This is a genomic window from Mumia sp. ZJ430 (genome assembly GCF_011751845.1).
Taxonomy (GTDB): Bacteria; Actinomycetota; Actinomycetes; order Propionibacteriales; family Nocardioidaceae; genus Mumia.
Window position 1 is genome coordinate 86,690 of record NZ_JAAHFK010000002.1, and the last position, 17,344, is coordinate 104,033.

The 17,344-nt window shown below is 70.6% G+C and carries 18 protein-coding genes; 8 read left to right on the forward strand and 10 right to left on the reverse strand.

Annotated elements, in window-relative coordinates; genetic code table 11:
• The first annotated feature begins 59 nt into the window (after positions 1-59).
• Entirely contained in the window at positions 60-2,942 is a 2,883-nt protein-coding gene (gene gcvP / locus HCT63_RS06820; protein ID WP_167002587.1) for an aminomethyl-transferring glycine dehydrogenase, read from the forward strand.
• Positions 2,939-4,291 carry a serine hydrolase domain-containing protein gene (locus HCT63_RS06825; RefSeq protein ID WP_243842930.1) on the forward strand — a complete coding sequence of 451 codons (1,353 nt, stop codon included), beginning with the start codon at positions 2,939-2,941 and terminating at the stop codon, positions 4,289-4,291. The genes gcvP and HCT63_RS06825 overlap by 4 nt, the downstream gene beginning before the upstream one ends.
• A gap of 79 nt (positions 4,292-4,370) precedes the next feature.
• On the opposite strand, the gene HCT63_RS06830 is transcribed toward HCT63_RS06825, so the two are convergent.
• From HCT63_RS06830 to HCT63_RS06850, 5 genes are all read right to left on the reverse strand, one after another.
• Positions 4,371-5,006 carry a response regulator transcription factor gene (locus HCT63_RS06830; protein WP_167002591.1) on the reverse strand — a complete coding sequence of 212 codons (636 nt, stop codon included), beginning with the start codon at positions 5,004-5,006 and terminating at the stop codon, positions 4,371-4,373.
• Positions 5,003-6,253 carry a sensor histidine kinase gene (locus tag HCT63_RS06835; RefSeq protein ID WP_167002593.1) on the reverse strand — a complete coding sequence of 417 codons (1,251 nt, stop codon included), beginning with the start codon at positions 6,251-6,253 and terminating at the stop codon, positions 5,003-5,005. The genes HCT63_RS06830 and HCT63_RS06835 overlap by 4 nt, the downstream gene beginning before the upstream one ends.
• Before the next feature lie 35 nt (positions 6,254-6,288).
• The gene (locus HCT63_RS06840; RefSeq protein ID WP_167002595.1) at positions 6,289-7,044 is read right to left on the reverse strand and encodes an ABC transporter permease; all 756 of its coding nucleotides are present in this window, start codon (positions 7,042-7,044) and stop codon (positions 6,289-6,291) included.
• Positions 7,041-8,000, reverse strand: a complete 960-nt coding sequence (locus tag HCT63_RS06845) for an ABC transporter ATP-binding protein (protein WP_167002597.1) — start codon at positions 7,998-8,000, stop codon at positions 7,041-7,043. Before HCT63_RS06845 ends, HCT63_RS06840 begins: the two co-directional genes overlap by 4 nt.
• Positions 8,001-8,082: 82 nt before the next feature.
• Positions 8,083-8,658, reverse strand: coding sequence for a dihydrofolate reductase (locus HCT63_RS06850; RefSeq protein WP_167002599.1), 576 nt, complete (start codon positions 8,656-8,658; stop codon positions 8,083-8,085).
• 73 nt (positions 8,659-8,731) lie between these two features.
• Here HCT63_RS06850 and HCT63_RS06855 point away from each other — a divergent pair, with 73 nt between their 5' ends.
• Entirely contained in the window at positions 8,732-9,643 is a 912-nt protein-coding gene (locus HCT63_RS06855) for a LysR family transcriptional regulator (RefSeq protein ID WP_208322322.1), read from the forward strand.
• A 3-nt stretch (positions 9,644-9,646) separates the two neighbouring features.
• On the opposite strand, the gene HCT63_RS06860 is transcribed toward HCT63_RS06855, so the two are convergent.
• From HCT63_RS06860 to HCT63_RS06870, 3 genes are read right to left on the reverse strand one after another with little or no spacing between them, the layout of a single operon-like run.
• Positions 9,647-10,432 carry an alpha/beta fold hydrolase gene (locus HCT63_RS06860; protein ID WP_167002601.1) on the reverse strand — a complete coding sequence of 262 codons (786 nt, stop codon included), beginning with the start codon at positions 10,430-10,432 and terminating at the stop codon, positions 9,647-9,649.
• 11 nt (positions 10,433-10,443) lie between these two features.
• Positions 10,444-11,307 (reverse strand): aldo/keto reductase, encoded by an 864-nt coding sequence (locus tag HCT63_RS06865; protein ID WP_167002603.1) that lies wholly within the window; start codon positions 11,305-11,307, stop codon positions 10,444-10,446.
• Positions 11,308-11,317: 10 nt separating this feature from the next.
• Positions 11,318-12,163, reverse strand: a complete 846-nt coding sequence (locus tag HCT63_RS06870) for a formate dehydrogenase accessory sulfurtransferase FdhD (protein WP_167002605.1) — start codon at positions 12,161-12,163, stop codon at positions 11,318-11,320.
• Positions 12,164-12,213: 50 nt separating this feature from the next.
• Between HCT63_RS06870 and HCT63_RS06875 the strand changes: the two genes are divergently transcribed.
• From HCT63_RS06875 to HCT63_RS06890, 4 genes are all read left to right on the forward strand, one after another.
• A complete protein-coding gene (locus HCT63_RS06875) occupies positions 12,214-13,428 on the forward strand; it encodes an acyl-CoA dehydrogenase family protein (RefSeq protein WP_167002607.1) in 1,215 nt (404 codons plus the stop codon).
• A gap of 7 nt (positions 13,429-13,435) precedes the next feature.
• Positions 13,436-13,798: a hypothetical protein gene (locus HCT63_RS06880; protein ID WP_167002609.1), complete on the forward strand. Its 363-nt coding sequence runs from the start codon at positions 13,436-13,438 to the stop codon at positions 13,796-13,798.
• Entirely contained in the window at positions 13,791-14,210 is a 420-nt protein-coding gene (locus HCT63_RS06885; protein ID WP_167002611.1) for a hypothetical protein, read from the forward strand. Before HCT63_RS06880 ends, HCT63_RS06885 begins: the two co-directional genes overlap by 8 nt.
• A gap of 62 nt (positions 14,211-14,272) precedes the next feature.
• A complete protein-coding gene (locus HCT63_RS06890) occupies positions 14,273-14,674 on the forward strand; it encodes an adenylyltransferase/cytidyltransferase family protein (RefSeq protein WP_167002613.1) in 402 nt (133 codons plus the stop codon).
• A 10-nt stretch (positions 14,675-14,684) separates the two neighbouring features.
• Here HCT63_RS06890 and HCT63_RS06895 read toward each other — a convergent pair whose 3' ends face one another.
• Together HCT63_RS06895 and HCT63_RS06900 are read right to left on the reverse strand one after the other, a co-directional pair.
• On the reverse strand, positions 14,685-15,329 hold the full coding sequence (locus HCT63_RS06895) for a DedA family protein (RefSeq protein ID WP_243842931.1): 645 nt from the start codon (positions 15,327-15,329) through the stop codon (positions 14,685-14,687).
• 9 nt (positions 15,330-15,338) lie between these two features.
• On the reverse strand, positions 15,339-16,337 hold the full coding sequence (locus HCT63_RS06900; protein ID WP_167002615.1) for a site-specific integrase: 999 nt from the start codon (positions 16,335-16,337) through the stop codon (positions 15,339-15,341).
• Positions 16,338-16,515: 178 nt separating this feature from the next.
• Here HCT63_RS06900 and HCT63_RS06905 point away from each other — a divergent pair, with 178 nt between their 5' ends.
• Positions 16,516-17,340 (forward strand): hypothetical protein, encoded by an 825-nt coding sequence (locus HCT63_RS06905; RefSeq protein WP_167002617.1) that lies wholly within the window; start codon positions 16,516-16,518, stop codon positions 17,338-17,340.
• Positions 17,341-17,344: the final 4 nt, after the last annotated feature.

Here is a 17,344-nt window from a genome sequence, read left to right on the forward strand (position 1 = left end):
CGCGTAACAGAGGGGGAGGGTTGTTGACCGACCCCACCCGAGCCTGCGGGAGTTCGCGAATGAGCGACCAGTCCACGATCCCACGTCTGAGCGACCTTGCCGGCGTTGCGCCGTTCTCGAGCCGCCATATCGGCCCCGACGCGGCCGAGCAGGCACGGATGCTCGAGGCGCTCGGCTACCGCGACCTCAACGACCTCATGGCAGCCGCCGTGCCGAAGGGGATCCACCTCGGCGAGACGCTGTCGCTGCTTCCCGCCCTGTCCGAGCCGCAGGTGACCGCCGCCCTGCGCACCCTGGCGGACCAGAACAACCCTGGTGTGGCGATGATCGGCCTGGGCTACCACCCGACCGTGACGCCGCCGGTGATCCGGCGCAACGTCCTCGAGGACCCGCGCTGGTACACCGCCTACACGCCGTACCAGCCCGAGATCTCTCAGGGCCGGCTCGAGGCGCTGATCAACTTCCAGACGATGGTCGCCGACCTTGCCGGCCTACCGACCGCCAACGCGTCGCTGCTCGACGAAGGCACGGCCGCGGCCGAGGCGATGACGCTGACGCGCCGCGCCGTCCGCGGCAACGCTGACAAGCCGTTCGTCGTCGACACCGGTTGTCTCCCGCAGACGCTCGCCGTGGTCCGTACCCGCGCCGAGGCCATGGGCATCCCCTTGGTCGAGGCCGACCTCTCGCAGGGTCTGCCAGACGGTGACCTGTGCGGTGCGCTGATCGCCTACCCGCGCGAGGACGGCGCGATCGCCGACCCGAGCGAGGTCATCGCCGCGACGCACGAGCGAGGCGCACTCGCCGTCGTCGTGACCGACCCGCTCGCGCTCACGCTGCTCGCGTCCCCGGGCTCGCTCGGCGCTGACGTCGTGGTCGGATCGAGCCAGCGGTTCGGAGTACCGATGTTCTACGGCGGCCCGCACGCCGGCTTCATCGCGGTCAAGGACGGCCTCGAGCGCCACCTCCCCGGCCGGCTGGTCGGTGTCTCCGTCGATGCCGAGGGGCGCCCGGCGTACCGGCTCGCGCTGCAGACCCGCGAGCAGCACATCCGCCGCGACCGCGCGACGTCCAACATCTGTACGGCACAGGTGCTGCTCGCTGTGGTCGCGTCGATGTACGCCGTCTACCACGGCCCCGAGGGCCTGCGGCAGATCGCGTACCGCGTCCACCGCAGCGCGGCCGTCCTCGCGGAGGGCCTACGACAGCACGGGGTCGAGGTCGTGCACGACACGTTCTTCGACACGGTGGTCGCCCGGGTGCCCGCACGCGCCGACGACGTCGTGAGCGCCGCCCGCGCGGCAGGGATCCACCTGCGGCGCGTCGACGCCGACCACGTCGGGATCACCACGTCCGAGGTCACCACGCCGTCGCATCTCGAGACAGTGTGGGAGGCCTTCGGTGCCACGGACCTCGACCTGCCGACCGTCGAGGGCAGGGCAACCGATGCTTTGGAGGCGGCGCCGCCGCGTACCTCCTCGTACCTCACCCACGACGTCTTCAACACTCACCACTCCGAGACCGAGATGCTGCGCTACGTCACGCGGCTGGCCGACCGCGACTACGCCCTCGACCGGGGCATGATCCCGCTCGGCTCGTGCACGATGAAGCTCAACGCGACGACCGAGATGGAGCCGGTGAGCTGGCCGGACTTCGCCGACCTGCACCCGTTCGTCCCGGCCGAGGACGCCCAGGGCACGCTGCGGCTCGTCAAGCAGCTCGAGGCGTGGCTCGCGGAGGTCACGGGGTACGCCGGCGTGTCCGTCCAGCCGAATGCTGGGTCGCAAGGCGAGCTTGCGGGCCTGCTCGCGATCCGGGGCTACCACCGCAGCCGTGGTGACGAGGCCCGTGACCTCTGCCTCATCCCGTCGTCCGCGCACGGCACCAACGCTGCGTCGGCCGTGATGGCGGGCATGCGCGTCGTCGTCGTCAAGGCTACCGACGACGGCGAGGTCGATCTCGACGACCTGCGCGCCAAGTGCGCGGAGCATGCCGACGACCTCGCCGCGATCATGGTCACGTACCCGTCGACGCACGGCGTGTACGAGCACGGCATCACCGAGCTGTGCGAGATCGTCCACGAGGCCGGCGGGCAGGTGTACGTCGACGGTGCGAACCTCAACGCGCTCCTCGGGCACGCGAAGCCGGGCGAGTTCGGCGGCGACGTCAGCCACCTCAACCTGCACAAGACGTTCTGCATCCCGCACGGCGGCGGCGGACCGGGCGTCGGCCCCGTGGCGGTCGCCGCGCACCTCAAGCCGTTCCTGCCGAGTCACCCGATGGCACCGCTGGCCGAGGACCGCGTGGGCATCGGTGCGATCAGCTCGGCTCCCTACGGATCGGCGGGCATCTTGCAGATCTCGTGGGCGTACGTGGCGCTGATGGGGGCGAAGGGGCTGACCGAGGCGACGTCGGTGGCCGTCCTCAACGCGAACTACGTGGCGCACCGGCTGGGCGAGCACTTCCCGGTGCTCTACGCCGGAGACCACGGGCTGGTCGCGCACGAGTGCATCCTCGACGTCCGCCCGTTGACCAAGGCGAGCGGCGTCAGCGTCGACGACGTGGCAAAGCGCTTGATCGACTACGGGTTCCACGCACCGACCATGAGCTTCCCGGTCTCTGGCACGCTCATGGTCGAGCCGACCGAGTCCGAGTCGCTGACCGAGCTCGATCGGTTCTGCGACGCGATGATCGCGATCCGCGAGGAGATCGACGCGGTCACGCGCGGCGAGGTCGCGGTGGCGGACAGTGCGCTGCGTCGTGCCCCGCACACGCTCAAGGCGCTGGCAGGGGAGTGGGACCGCGCCTACGACCGCGACACGGGCGCCTTCCCGTCGGGGAGCCACGTCGACAAGTACTGGCCCACCGTCGCCCGCATCGACCAGGCGTACGGGGACCGCAACCTTGCGTGCGCATGCCCTCCTCCGGAAGCATTCGCGGAGTGACTTCGCAGCCGCAGACGCCCCCCATCCTCCCGTCGACCGCCGTCCACCTCCAGACGGCGATCGCCGCTGCGCAAGCGGGCAGTCGCGTCCCGTCGCTGAGCGCCGCGGTCGTCCGGGACGGCAACGTGGTGTGGTCCGGCGTCCGGGGCACGGCGGTGCGAGAGGGTGAGGACCGCCGCCCGACGCCTGACACCCAGTACCGCATCGGGTCTCTCACCAAGATGCTCACCGCCGCGCTCGTGATGCAGCTCGTCGACGAGGGCGTGCTCGACCTCGCGGACACCGTCGGGAAGCACGTCCCTGAGGGCCCGTTCACCGAGGCGACGATCCGCGGCCTACTGTCGCACGCCGCCGGCCTCCCGGCGGAGCCTGCCGGCCCCTGGTGGGAGCGCAGCCCCGGCGGGTCGTACGAGGAGCTGGCGGCCGCCAACGCCGACGCCTCCCTGGTTCTGTCGCCGGGCGAGCGCCACCACTACTCCAACCTGTCGTACGCGATGCTCGGTCGCGTCGTCGAGGGGCTGCGCGGTGCGCCGTGGCACGACGTCCTCGCCGACCGTATCCTCGTCCCGCTCGGGATGACCCGTACGACGTACGACGCGGTGACGCCGTACGCCGACGGCTATGCGGTCGAGGCGCTGACGGGGATGCTCGTCGCGGAGCCGCATCAGGTCACGGGTGCGATGGCGCCGGCAGGCCAGCTCTGGAGCACGCCGGCCGATCTGTGCCTGTGGCTCGCCGAGCTCGCCCGCCCGACGCTGCTCAGCGACCGCGTGATCACGGCGATGACGACGCCGCAGTCCGGTGACCCTGACGAGAGGGGCACGGAATCGTACGGGCTGGGCGTGCGCCTGCCGGTCGCGGGCGAGCGCGTGCTGGCCGGTCACGGCGGATCGATGCCCGGGTTCCTCGCGGGGGCGTGGGTGGACCGCGAGAGCGGGGTCGGCGCCGTGGTCCTGGCCAACACGGCGTACGGGCTCGACGTGGGTGGCCTGCCACGCACGCTGATCGAGACGGTGCTCGCGCACGAGCCGGTGATCGTGCCGGAGTGGACGCCGACCGGCGAGCTTCCCGACGGGGTGCGCGAGCTGCTCGGCACCTGGCACTGGGGCCATCATCCGTTCACGATGGCGTACGACGGCAAGGTCCTCTCGCTCGCGGCCGACGGAGGCCGCGCGTTTCGATTCGCGCCGGCGGGAGCGGACACGTGGACCGGCCTGTCCGGCTACCAGCTCGGCGAGACGCTGCGGGTGGTCCGACGCGAGGACGGCACGATCAGCCACCTCGACATCGGCACGTTCTGCTACACCCGCATCCCGTACGACCCGTCCGTCCCGATCCCCGGCGCCTGACGAACATCCCGACATCACGACCCGACATTCGCCCCCCGATACGGGGGTGAAATGTCGGGTCGTGATGTCGGGACGAACGTCAAGGCCCCCCGAGCAGGCCGCGCTCGTACGCGGTTGCGACCGCGGCAGCGCGGTCCTTGACGCCGAGCTTCTCGTAGACGTGCCCGAGGTGCGTCTTGACGGTCGCCTCGCTCACGAAGAGCAGCTTCGCGATCTCACGGTTGGAGCGGCCGCGTGCGACGAGCGCGAGCACCTCGGTCTCTCGTCCGCTCAGCTCCTGGGAGCGGGCCAGCACCCGCGACACGACCCGTGTCGCGACGGCAGGTGACAGTACCGACTCTCCACGTGCCGCGGACCGGATCGCGGCGAAGAGGTCGTCGCGGCGCGCGTCCTTGAGGAGGTAGCCCGTGGCCCCGGCGTCGAGCGCCGCCATGATGTCGCGGTCGGTGTCGTACGTCGTGAGGACGAGCACGCGACTGGGGATCTGCTGCGCAGCGAGCTCGGCGATCGCGGCGACACCGCCACCGCCGGGCATGCGCAAGTCCATGAGGATCACGTCCGGGCGCAGCGACACCGCCAGCCGCACACCGGTCGGGCCGTCCGACGCCTCTGCGACGACCTCGAAGTCGGGGGAGGCCTCGAGCATGCCGCGCAGTCCGTCGCGGACCACGGGGTGGTCGTCGACCAGCAGCAGGCGCAGCACGGGCGCGGTCATCGCACCCCCGACGGTACGCGGAGTGAGACCGCCGTCCCGCCGCCGGGCTCGGACTCGACCACGAGCGCGCCACCGGCCCGCAGGGCGCGTCGGCGCATCCCGTCGATCCCGAACCCGTGAGCGCCGTCGGAGCCCTGTCGTGGCGCCGCGAGGTCGAACCCGTGCCCGTCGTCACGCACGTCGAGCACGACCTCGCCCTCTGCGTACGACAGCGTGACGCCGACGCGGGAGGCCTGGGCATGGCGCCCGACGTTCGTGAGCGACTCCTGGACGACGCGGAGCACGAGGGCCTCGGTGTCGGGGGAGAGCGGCTCGGGCTCGCCGGTCACTACGAGCTCGGCGGGGACGCCGGTCTCCGCCGACCACTCGTGCGCCCGCGCCCGTACGGCCTCGAGGACGTCGAGATGGTCGAGCGCGGCCGGCGCGAGCGCATGCACCGAGCGTCGCGCCTCGTCGAGGGAAGCACGGGCGAGCTCGGCGGCGCGCTTGCGGTGGGCGGCGGCGGCGGCATCGTCGTACGCGTCGTCGGCTGCCTGGAGCTGCGTCACGATCCCGGCGAGCCCCTGCGCGATCGTGTCGTGGATCTCCGCGGCCAGCCGTTCGCGCTCCTCGTGCCTGCCGGCCTCGCGCGCTCGTGCCACGAGGGCCTCCTGCAGAGCGGCGTTCTCTCGCATCGCCTGCTCGAGCCGGGCGTTGGTGCGCTCAAGCTCGGAGATCGTCGACGAGCGCTCCTCGGCGAGCTCGGTCTCGTTGTGCGACATGACCGTGAACAGGCAGACGAGCCCGGCGTTGAGGACGAACAGGCCGGCGAAGGCGGCGGCCTGGCCGACGCTCTTGGGTGGCCAACCACCTGCCTGGGAGCCTGCCATCGTCACCGCCGTCACGAGCAGGACCGCCCAGGTCCCGCGTCGCCGCAGATAGACCGAGGCGTCGTAGTAGCCGATCGAGGCGTAGATGCAGAAGAACGGGTTCAACCAGGAGAGCACGAACGCGAACACCGTGCGGACGATGACGTAGGTCCGTCCGAGCCAGTCGTCGAGCGGTGCACCCCAGCGACGGGAGACGCACCACCAGTGGGCGGCTGCGGCGACGACCGCGAGCGCTGCCAGGAGCGGGAGCCGGTCCGTGGTCCCGATCGCCTGAGCGAGCGGGATGGCGAGGGCTAAGGACAGCGCCAGGAGCGGATAGGGCGCATAACGGACGAGCGTCGCCCAGCGACGCTCGATCTGTTCCGAGAGATCGTTCATCCCAGCCTTCCGCTCACGTCGTCGCCTCGTCGCGCTCACTCCCAACGGAAGTATCGCGCAGCCAGCGCGCCGAGCCCGACAGTCCACGCGACCAGGACGACGACGTGCAGCATGTCGGGGACACGACCGGCCGCCGCCTCGTCGAGCGCGAGCACTGCGGCCCCGTTCGGTGTGAGGGCCACGATGTCGCCGAGGAGCCCGGGCAGGACGGTCACGGGCACCCAGACACCGGCTGTGAACATCGACGGGAAGAAGATGACGGTGCCGATCGCCGCCGAGGCCTTCGCCGTCGGCGCCAGCCCGGAGATGAGGCCGCCCAGCGACAGGTTGACCAGCACGGCGAGGACGAACAGCCCGAGGTAGGTCAGCGGGGCTCCCGGAAGGGCGACGTCGAAGACGATCCGCCCAACCGCGACCGCCAGCAGCGATCCGATGAGGATGCCGGCCCCGTGGATCGCCCACTGGGCCATGAGGATGTGCGTCGGCTTGGCCGGGGTGGTCGCGTAGCGCCTCAGCACCTGGTTCTCGCGGTAGGTCGAGATGACCGCCGGCATCGACATGAGCGACGCCATGATCGCCGACAGCAGGATCGCGATCGGCACGTAGAGGTCGATGACCCGGATGCCCCCCAGCGACTCGTCGGGCTCCCGGAACGACGGGATCGCGCCGAGGATCGACAGCAGGATCGTCGGGAAGAGCACGATCCAGAACATCGTGCCCGGCTCGCGGAGCATGAGCCGGCCCTCGGTCCGCAGCATCGCGACGGCGGGGGAAGTGGTCGTGGTGCTCATCGGACGGTCTCCTTCGCGGTGGCATCCGACTCGCTGGCATCGGCGTCGGCAGTGATCAGGTCGAGGTAGGCCTCGTCGAGCGACGACTCGGAGATGCGCAGGTGCTCCGGTCGGACACCCTCGTCGCGCAGCCGGTCGAGCACGGCGAGAACCGCCGTGTCGTCGCACGCGACCTGCATGCGCCCGCTGCGCTCCATCACGTCGGACACCCCGCCGAGGGCGGTGAGCGCCGCGACGTCGAGCGTCCGGTCAGGCACGAACGACATGATCAACGGCGCCGCCGTACGACCGATCAGCCCGTCAGGGGTGTCGGTGACGAGGATCCGTCCGCGCTGCACGAGGGCGATCCGGTCGCACAGGTGCTGCGCCTCCTCCATGAGGTGCGTGACGAGCAGGATGGTCGTCCCCTCCGCACGGATCTCCTCGACGAGCTCCCACACCTCGCGCCGCGAGCGCGGGTCGAGTCCGGTGCTGAGCTCGTCGAGCAGCGCCACCTTCGGGCGTCCGACCAGGGCCAGCGCGATCGCGAGCCGCTGCTGCTGGCCGCCGGACAGCTTGCGCCACGGGTGGTCCAGGCGTTCGCCGAGCCCGAGGCGCGTCGCCAGCTCGAGAGGGTCGCGCGGGTCGTCGTAGAACGACGCGAACAGGTCGAGCGCCTCACGGACCCGCAGCTTGGCCTGGAGTCCGGCGCTCTGCAGCTGCACTCCGACGGTGCGCTTCACGGCGTCGCGGTCGGTCACCGGGTCGAGCCCGAGGATGCGGACAGAGCCCGCGTCGGGGCGTCGCAGACCCGCGATGCACTCGACGGTCGTGCTCTTGCCCGAGCCGTTGGGTCCGAGGACGCCGAAGATCTCGCCCTCGGACACGGTGAGGTCCACATGGTCGACGGCCACCACCGGGCCGTACGTCTTGCGCAGGCCACGGACCTCGATGGCGGGCGCGGATGTCGTCGTCATACCTGTCATCCCATCGTGTGGCGAGGCGTCGGCACATCCTCCGACCGGCTGGACCTCGCTCCGCCGATCGGGTGGTCCGGGTTCAGGTCCGGTCATAGGTGAGCACGGCGTTGCCGCCGGGGAACGTCTTGAGGTCGGTGAGGTCGAAGGGTGTCGGCGCGAAGGGGCCCCCGCCGAACGCCGAGATCCCGGCACCCGCGACGACCGGGTAGCGCTTGACGACCATCCGGTCGATCTCCGGCAGCAGCGTCGCCGCGAGCAGTCCGCCGCCACACAGATAGATGTCGAGCGGCGAGTCCTCCGCCTTGAGTGACTTGACGAGCGCCACCGGGTCCTCGCGGACGTACGTCACGTCGTCGGCGAGCTCCTCCTGCCGCGTCGAGACCACGTACTGGCGCAGGTGCGGATAGGGGCTCGTCATGCCGAGCGCCAGGCCCGGCTCGTACGTCCGGCGCCCCATCACAATGGTGTCGAAGTGGCGGTTCGGGGCCTCGGTCAGCCCGAGCTGCTCTCGGCCGACGGCGGGCAGGACGTCGGGGTACTCGTCGAGCATCCACGCGCTGTAGGCGTCCGAGGACGGATAGAAGTCGAACTCGTCGTTCGGCCCGGCGATCATCCCGTCGATCGACAAGGCGATGAAGTAGGTGAGTCGTCTCATGGCTCCAGCCTGGTTGCGGGGCAGTGGGCGGAACAACGACAAGTCCTGGGAGGATCGATAACCCACAGGTGATGTGAGCGGAGGGCGTACGGCGGTGGAGCTGCGGGACATCGAGATCTTCCTGACCCTTGCTGACGAGCTCCATTTCGGACGTACGGCCGACCGCCTGAACGTGTCCCAGGCACGGGTCAGCCAGGCGATCGCGAAGCAGGAGCGGCGCATGGGGACAGTGCTGTTCGAGCGGACCAGCCGGCAGGTGCGCCTCACCCCGGTCGGGGCGCGGTTGCGCGACGACCTGCGGCAGGGGTACGAGCTCATCCAGTCAGGGCTGGCTCTCGCGAGCCGGTCCTGCCAGGTCCCGGAGGGCGTCCTGACGCTGGCGACGATGGGCGCGGTCGGCCACGAGATGCGCCCGGTCGTCGACGCGTTCGTCGCACGCCATCCGGGGTGCTCGGTCGAGCCTCGCGAGTTCCACTTCAGCGACCCCTTCGGGCGGCTGCGGCGCGGCGAGGTGGACGTCCAGGTCACGTGGCTGCCGGTGGAGGAGCCTGACGTACGGATCGGCCCACGGGTGCTCACCGAGGGGCGGGTCCTCGCCGTCGCGACCAACCACCCGCTCGCGGCAGAGGAGGCGGTCTCCCTCGAGGTCCTCGGCGACGAGACGGCGTTCGACGCGGGCGCCGACGTCCCGAGCTATTGGGAGCAGGCGATGCTGCCACGCCGTACGCCCGCCGGGCGGCCGATCCGGCGTGGGCGCGGCGTGCGGACGTTCCACGAGATCCTGACCCGCGTGGCCGCCGGGGACGGCGTGACCCCGCTGAACGCCCACGTGCGCCACTTCTACACGATGCCGGGTGTGACGTACGTGCCGATCATGGACGTGCCCGACACCGAGTGGGTGCTGACCTGGAGGGCTGACCGTGAGACCGCCGAGGTGCGGGCGTTCGCCGAGACGGCACGGTCGCTCGGGACGAGGGCGCTCTGAGCGTCAGCCGGCCGTGACCTCGGAGCGCTCCCGTGCCCACCAGTCCTGGAGCGCGGCCACCGCCGGCGCGGGCGCCTTCGCCCACGCCAGGTGGTCGATCCGTGCATCGTCGGGGGCATCGGCGAGCCGGTAGTCCCACCACGTCACGTCGTCGTCCCGTACGACGCGGGCGAGCGCACGCGCCGAGCGGGGGACGGACAGCATGTCGCCCTCGACCTGCAGCACGAACGTGGGCACGTGGAGCCTGCCCACCGGCAACGGCCCGCTCGGGTACGGGAAGCGGCGACGCCGCACGAACCGCGCCCACTCGCGCATGAGGGTGCGAGGCTGCGGGCCTCCGAAGCCCCACCGTGGCCAGTAGCCGTAGAGAGCGCTGATCAGCGGCACCGACGCGGCGAGCGCCCAGATGCCCCACGAACGCGCGCGGTAGTGCCAGAACCACGGCTCCGACGCTCCCGCCAGGACCAGCCCGTCCGCTGCTCCGCCGTCGAGGAGGTAGCCGAGCGACACCTGGCCGCCCAAGCTGTGGCCGAGAAGCACGATCGGCGTCTCCGGATGCTGCGTGCGGACTTTGAACACGTGGTCCGCGACGGCCTCGACGAGCTCGGCGTAGCCCCAGTCGTGGCCGCGCGACGGCGCCTGCGTGTCACGGTCGATCCCGCGGGCCGCCATCGTGCAGGAGGTCCAGCCGATCGCGTCGAGCGCGGCGGCGAGTGTCCGGTAGTAGGGCGACGGGACGCCCATCGCCGGGACGATCACGACGTGGGGAGCAGAGGGGTCCTGGTGCACGAGGGGGAAGTCTAGGACGGTGCTGGTGATCGCGTGTCGTTCAGGGCGTCCAGGCGGCTGACGTGGGCGTTCGTCAGGACGAGATCGCCCGCCCGGACGTTGCCCTCGAGGTGGGAGATCTGCTTTGTGCCGGGGATCGGGACGATGACAGGGGAGTGTGCGAGGAGCCAGGCGAGCGCGACCTGTGCTGGACTCGCGCCGAGCTCGGTGGCGATCTCGACCACGACCGCAGACGCAGGGGTGTCGGCCATCGCCCCGGCGACCGGTCGCCAGGGGAGGAAGGCGATGCCCGCTCCTTCGCAGGCGGCGAGCACCGGCTCGTACGCGCGGTCGAACACGTTGTAGTGGTTCTGGACGCTCGCGATCTCGACGACCTGACGCGCCGCGTCGAGCTCGTCGGCGGTGACCTCCGAGAGGCCGATCCGCGCGATCTTGCCCTCGCGTCGCAGGTCGCCGAGCGTGCCGACCTGGTCGACGAGGGGAGTCTGCGGGTCCAGGCGGTGCAGCTGGAGGAGCCCGAGGCGCTCGGTGCCGAGGCGACGCAGTGCCTCATCGACCTGACTCCTGAGGGACTCGGGGCGTGCGTCGTATCCCCAGTCGCCTGACACAGGATCCCTGACGACCCCCACCTTGGTCGCGACGAGGACGTCGTCCGGGTAGGGGCGCAGCGCCTCGGCCACGAGCTCTTCGTTCGCCCCCCACCCATAGAGATGTGCCGTGTCGATCAGCGTCACGCCGAGTGCGACGGCGCGCCGGAGGACGGCCACGGAGGTCGTACGGGCGTCGGTCGGGGCGGTCGGCAGCTGCATCGCGCCGAAACCGATCCGTGCCACCGGGAAATCGCCACCAAAGAGAAAGGTGTCGCGGGATTCCATGCGGCTCACCCTAGGTCGTGCTCGGGTCGCCGTCCGCATAGACGACGACGCGTCCGTCGCGCGCGAAGCCGGCCAACGTCAGACCGGCCTGGTCGCACAGCCGAGCCGCGAGCGTCGTCGGAGCCCCGACTCCGACGACGGCGGTGAACCCGGCGACGGCAGCCTTCTGGACGACCTCGAACCCGATCCGCCCGCTGGTGCACAGCGCCAGGTTGAGTGCCGCGTCGCCCCCGAGGAGGCCTCCCTCGAGAAGCGCATGGCCGACCACCTTGTCGACGGCGTTGTGGCGCCCGACGTCCTCCCGGACCACGACCACGCTGCCGTCGGGACGGAACAGGCCCGCGGCGTGCGCCCCGCCCGTACGGTCGAAGTGCTGCTGGTGGCGGCGCAGCAGGTCGGGGAGCACAGCGAGCGCGGACGGGTCCCAGCGCGAGGCAGGACGCACGGGCAGCCGCGCCACGAGGTCCGCGACCTCGTCGAGCGAGTCGGTGCCGCACACCCCGCAGGCCGACGTCGCGCGCAGCGAGCGCTCCTGCCAGTCGCGGGCGGGGCCTGCGGCAAGAGCGACGGTCACCACGTTGAACCGCTGCTCCTCGGCGAGCCGAGCGTCAGTGCAGTAGGCGATGCCCGCGATCTCGTCACGACCTGCGACGACGCCCTCGGAGAGCACCAGGCCCGCTGCGAGTGCGAAGTCGTGGCCCGGTGTGCGCATCGTGACCCCGAGCCGGCGGTCCCGCGCGCCCGGCGCGGCGACCCGGATCTCGAGTGGCTCCTCGGCGATGAGCCGGTCGTCGTGAGCGCGGGCGACCCCGTCGACCCATTCGACGACACGCCTCCTGCCGGTGGGTGCGGTCATGACCACAGCCTATGTCCGGTGGCGACGAGCCCGGGACTAGCATCGGGGGCATGAGCACTCGTCGCCCGCCCGCGCTCGACTCGTACGACCCGCTGGGGATCGATGACCTCCTCCAGCCGGAGGAGATCGCGATCCGCGACACGGTCCGCAGCATGCTGGCCGACGAGGTCGACCCGTACGTCGCGGAGTGGTTCGAGAGCGGAGAGCTCCCCGCGCGCGACCTGATGCGGTCGTTCGGCAAGGTCGGGCTGCTGGGGATGCACCTCGAGGGCTACGGCTGCGCGGGCACGAGCGCCACCGCGTATGGGATCGCCTGCCTGGAGCTCGAGGCGACCGACTCGGGCATCCGCTCGATGGTGTCCGTGCAGGGCTCGCTCGCGATGTACGCGATCTGGGCCTTCGGCAGCGAGGACCAGAAGCAGACCTGGCTCCCGCGGATGGCGACCGGCGAAGCGATCGGCTGCTTCGGCCTGACCGAGCCCGACTCCGGTTCGGACCCCGCGAGCATGCGGACGGTCGCGCGGCAGGACGCCGGGGGTGACTGGATCCTGAATGGCGCCAAGATGTGGATCACCAACGGCTCGATCGCCGACGTCGCGGTCGTCTGGGCGCAGACCGGTGAGGCGGGCAACGGCGGCACCGTCCGTGGCTTCGTCGTCCCGACGGACACACCGGGGTTCACCGGCACGACCATCAAGCACAAGATGTCGCTACGGGCGTCCGTCACGGCCGAGCTCGTCCTCGACGGCGTCCGGCTCCCCGCCGACGCCGTCCTTCCCGAGGTCACCGGCATGCGTGGCCCGCTGTCGTGCCTGAGCGAGGCGCGCTACGGGATCGTGTGGGGCGCGATGGGCGCCGCGCGCTCCTCCTTCGAGGCGGCGCGGGCGTACGCCGGCACGCGGACCCAGTTCGGTGCGCCGATCTCGGGCTTCCAGCTCACGCAGGCCAAGCTCGCCGACATGTCGCTCGAGCTCAACAAGGGCATCCTGCTCGCGCTGCACCTCGGGCGCCGTAAGGACGCGGTCGGTCTGCGCCCGGAGCAGGTCAGCTACGGCAAGCTCAACAACGTCCGTGAGGCGCTCGAGATCTGCCGCACGTCGCGCACGATCCTCGGCGCCAACGGCATCTCGCTGGAGTATCCGGTGATCCGTCACATGAACAACCTCGAGTCCGTGCTCACGTACGAGGGCACGTCCGAGATGCACACGCTGATCGTCGGGCAGGCCCTCACCGGGCAGGCCGCGTTCCGCCCGTCGCAGGGCTGACCTGCCCGTGGCTCTCTGGTTCGCCTGGCTCGTCGCGCTCGCCTCGATCGCCGTCGCCGGCTACGCGGCGTACCTGCTCGTCCGCAACCGGCCAGTGGACAACCCGTTGTTCTATGCTGCCGCCGCGCTCGAGCTCCTGCTGATCGTGCAGACCGTCGCGGGATGCGTCGCCCTGGCCAGCACCTCACGCGACGTCGAGGGCGTGACGTTCGTCGGCTACCTGATCACGTGCGTGCTCATCCCGCCGGCCGCGGTGATCTGGGGGGTCTCGGAGAAGAGCCGGTGGGGGACCGGCGTCGTGGTCGTGGGCATGCTCACGGTCGCGGTCCTCGTCGCTCGTCTCGTCCAGCTCTGGAGCGGTCATGCCTGATACCGAGCGCGCTCACACCGGGTCCGGCTTCGGGCGGATGCTCGTCGCTGTCTATGCCGTGTTCGCGATCTCGGCGACCGCGCGCAGCGGAGTCCAGCTCGTGCTGCACTTCGACGACGCTCCGGTCGCCTACCTGCTCTCGGCCTTCGCGGCTGTCGTCTACATCGTCGCGACCGTCGCCCTCGCACGCCGAGGGAGCACTTCGGAGACGGTAGCCGCAGTCGCCATCGGCGTCGAGCTCGTCGGTGTGCTGGTCGTCGGGACGCTGACCGTCATCGATCCCGAGCTCTTCCCGGACGCGACGGTCTGGAGCGGTTTCGGCGAAGGCTACGGCTACATCCCGCTCATCTTGCCGATCGTCGGCATGTGGTGGGTCGTCCGGACGCGCCGCCTCAACCGTCGTACGCGCTGACGCGGTGTCCGCGGGGCGCCCCCCGCGAGGGCGCCTCGTGACTGGGCGGTAACCTCGACGCCGTGAGCGAACGCACGGTGATCACCTTTGGCACGTTCGACGTCTTCCACGTCGGCCACGTCCGCATCCTCCAGCGCGCCGCTGAGCTGGGTGACCGACTCGTGGTGGGGGTGTCCGCCGACGCGCTCAACATCCGCAAGAAGGGGCGCGCGCCCGTCTTCACCCAGGACGAGCGACTTGAGATCGTGTCGGCCCTGGGGGTCGTCGACGAGGTGTTCCTCGAAGAGAGCCTCGAGCTCAAGGGTGACTACATCCGCAAGTTCGGCGCGGACGTGCTCGCGATGGGTGATGACTGGAAGGGCCGGTTCGACGAGTTCGCCGAGCTCTGCGAGGTCGTCTACTTCCCGCGCACGCCGTCGGTGTCGACGACGGCGCTCATCGAGCACATCTCCTCCAACTCCTGAGACCTGCCGGTCACGGCTCCTCCGGGAGCCCTGCCTGGCGGCGCTTGCGCAGCTGCACGAGCCGGACCACGAGGAACGCGACCACGCCGACCAGGACGAGCACGAGCACGCCCTTGGAGTACGTGCCGACGACGTCGCTGACGGTCTCCCAGCGTGACCCCAGGGCGTACCCGAGCATGATGAAGAGCGTGTTCCAGATCAGGCTGCCGACGGCGGTGAGCGTGAGGAACACGCGCAGCGGCATGCGTTCGAGACCGGCGGGGATCGAGATGAGGCTGCGGAAGATCGGCACGAACCGGCCGAAGAACACCGCCTTCGTCCCGTGCTTGGCGAACCACGCCTCGGTCTTCTCGACGTCGGTGACCTTGACCAGCGGCATGCGGGCCACCACTGCGTACAGGCGGTCACGGCCGAACCATCGGCCGATCCAGTAGAGCGCGAGTGCGCCGACGATCGACCCGATGGTGGTGCAGACGATCGCGGCGACGAGGTTCATGTCGCCGACGCTGGCGGTGAATCCGGCAAGCGGGAGGATCACCTCGCTCGGGATCGGCGGAAACAGGTTCTCCAACGCCACCGCCAGGCCTGCTCCGGGGGCACCGAGCCACTCCATCAGGTCGGCCGCGAAGCCTGCGATTCCTCCGATGTCACTCACGCGTGAAGCCTAGCGAGCGTGCCTGTGCGTTCCCTCAGGACCTCCGGTGGATACGTTCACGGACTCGTGGAGCGCGGAGGCTGGCGCAATCTCCGGCTCCGGAGTGACGCTTCGCCTCAGCAGCTCCATGCGGAGGGGGAGAGGTTGCCAGCCGGGTGCCCCGGCGTGCTCGTCGTTGAGCCGTTCGACCTCGCGCCGGTAGCTGCGAGCAAGACCCCGTGGCTGCAGGGGCATCCCTGCGGGAACGGGACGCCCGGGCGGGACGTGGTTGGCGCGTACCGAGACCCACAGCGCGTTCACGGCACCGCCCTGGAGCGCGCCGACGAGCGAGGCGCGGACCTGCAGCCACGACGTCAGCGACGCCACCGTCGGCCCGCTCAGCGGGTGCAGTGACTCGGGACGCTGCGTCGTCGACCGTTGGGGCCGGCGCCGCACACGCAGGGTGCTCTCGCCCAGGTCGACGTCCTCGGTCGTCATCTGGCACAGCTCACCCGCGCGGGTGCCGGTGTCCACGACGACGCCGATCACCGCCCTCAAGCGGTGAATCGCCAGCGCGCCCGGGCGCGATCCTGCTGCCGCCTCGGCAAGCCCGGCAAGCTGCTCCTGAAGCTGTGCGACCGTGCGCTGCGGGACGACCGGCCGACGCGCGAACTCGGCGGAGGTCCGCAGGTGCGAGGGGTCGACAGCGGCGGCTTCGGCGATCATCAGCAGGCACCGCAGCCGGATCTGGCTGCTGGACGCGCTCGAGCGCGAACCGTCGCGTCGTTCACGGGAGCGAAGCGCGCCGGCCTCGGCGAGGTCGAGGTAGGCGCCGACGACGGTGGAGCTCAAGAGCTCCGCGATGTCGCCACGAGCAGGGGAGGGGAGTTCGCCGGTTGCCGTGGCGAGAGCGAGCTCGCGTTCGACCCAACGCAGCTGCCGTAGACGCGAGGGGCTCACCGAGCGGATGAGGCTCTCGACAGCAGCGTGAACGGACCCGAGGGCGGAGTCCCAGTTCTGTGGAAGCACAACTCGGATACTACCAAATAACAGGCCCGACGCCGCAAGAACACGCCGCCGGTAGGGAAGTCGGTGGGTTTTGCACCGAAGGGAAGGGGCGGTTGCGGGGCATAGCTCATCCCGCACGGGTGATGTCGACCACCCACGGTCGACGGACGATGTGGGGGGCAGCGGGGAAGGGGGCGGCGTGAACCTGTTCATCGGGGCGCTCGTCGTCGTGCTCGTGACGGCATGCACCGTGACCACAATGCTGCTGGTCCGGCGCCACGCTCCCGAGGGCAGCTACTTCGCCGACGGCGACCGTGCGTCGGGCGTGTTCGGTGTGCTCGCGACCGGGTTCGCGGTGATCCTCGGGTTCATCATCTTCCTCGCGTTTGAGTCGTACGACGCCTCTCGGACCGGTGCCGAGACTGAGGCGCTGTCGGTCGTGCAACAGGTCGAGACCGCCCAGTTTTTGCCCTCCGAGCGCGGTGAGGAGCTCACCGCGATGCTGATCTGCTACGCCCGGTCGGTCATCGACTCGGAGTGGCCGGCGATGGATAAGGGCACTCTCGGGGACGCGTTCAACCCCTGGGGCGCCGAGATGTTCCGGACGATGCGCGCCTACGAGCCGGCCACCGCGGCCGAGGGGTCGGCGTACGACCGGTGGATGGATCAGACCGATGCGCGGGAGCAGGCGCGGATCGACCGGGTGCACGGCGTCGAAGGTGTCGTGCCGCTCCCGATCTGGATCGGGCTGTTCGTCATCGCTGCCGTGATCTTCGGCTACATGCTGTTCTTCGCCGACCGGGCCGAGCGTGCAAGGACCCAGGCGATGCTGATGGGCAGCGTCACCGTCGTCATCACCCTGCTCCTGCTCCTGCTGGTGTTCTTCGACAACCCTCACGGGGACGGCGTCGGCAGGCTCGAGCCGGTCGCGATGGAGCGGTCCCTGCGGCTGATCGCCGCCGCCGTCGAGGTTGCAGGGATCGACCCGCCTGAGCTCTGCGACAGCCATGGCCGCGCCCTCTGAGCAG

Bases quoted from the DNA above. Each gene is read 5' to 3' on its own strand.
- gcvP (WP_167002587.1), top strand. From the start codon at position 60: ATGAGCGACCAGTCCACGATCCCACGTCTGAGCGACCTTGCCGGCGTT.
- HCT63_RS06830 (WP_167002591.1), bottom strand. From the start codon at position 5,006: ATGACCGCGCCCGTGCTGCGCCTGCTGCTGGTCGACGACCACCCCGTG.
- HCT63_RS06835 (WP_167002593.1), bottom strand. From the start codon at position 6,253: ATGAACGATCTCTCGGAACAGATCGAGCGTCGCTGGGCGACGCTCGTC.
- HCT63_RS06840 (WP_167002595.1), bottom strand. From the start codon at position 7,044: ATGAGCACCACGACCACTTCCCCCGCCGTCGCGATGCTGCGGACCGAG.
- HCT63_RS06845 (WP_167002597.1), bottom strand. From the start codon at position 8,000: ATGACGACGACATCCGCGCCCGCCATCGAGGTCCGTGGCCTGCGCAAG.
- HCT63_RS06850 (WP_167002599.1), bottom strand. From the start codon at position 8,658: ATGAGACGACTCACCTACTTCATCGCCTTGTCGATCGACGGGATGATC.
- HCT63_RS06865 (WP_167002603.1), bottom strand. From the start codon at position 11,307: ATGGAATCCCGCGACACCTTTCTCTTTGGTGGCGATTTCCCGGTGGCA.
- HCT63_RS06870 (WP_167002605.1), bottom strand. From the start codon at position 12,163: ATGACCGCACCCACCGGCAGGAGGCGTGTCGTCGAATGGGTCGACGGG.
- HCT63_RS06875 (WP_167002607.1), top strand. From the start codon at position 12,214: ATGAGCACTCGTCGCCCGCCCGCGCTCGACTCGTACGACCCGCTGGGG.
- HCT63_RS06885 (WP_167002611.1), top strand. From the start codon at position 13,791: ATGCCTGATACCGAGCGCGCTCACACCGGGTCCGGCTTCGGGCGGATG.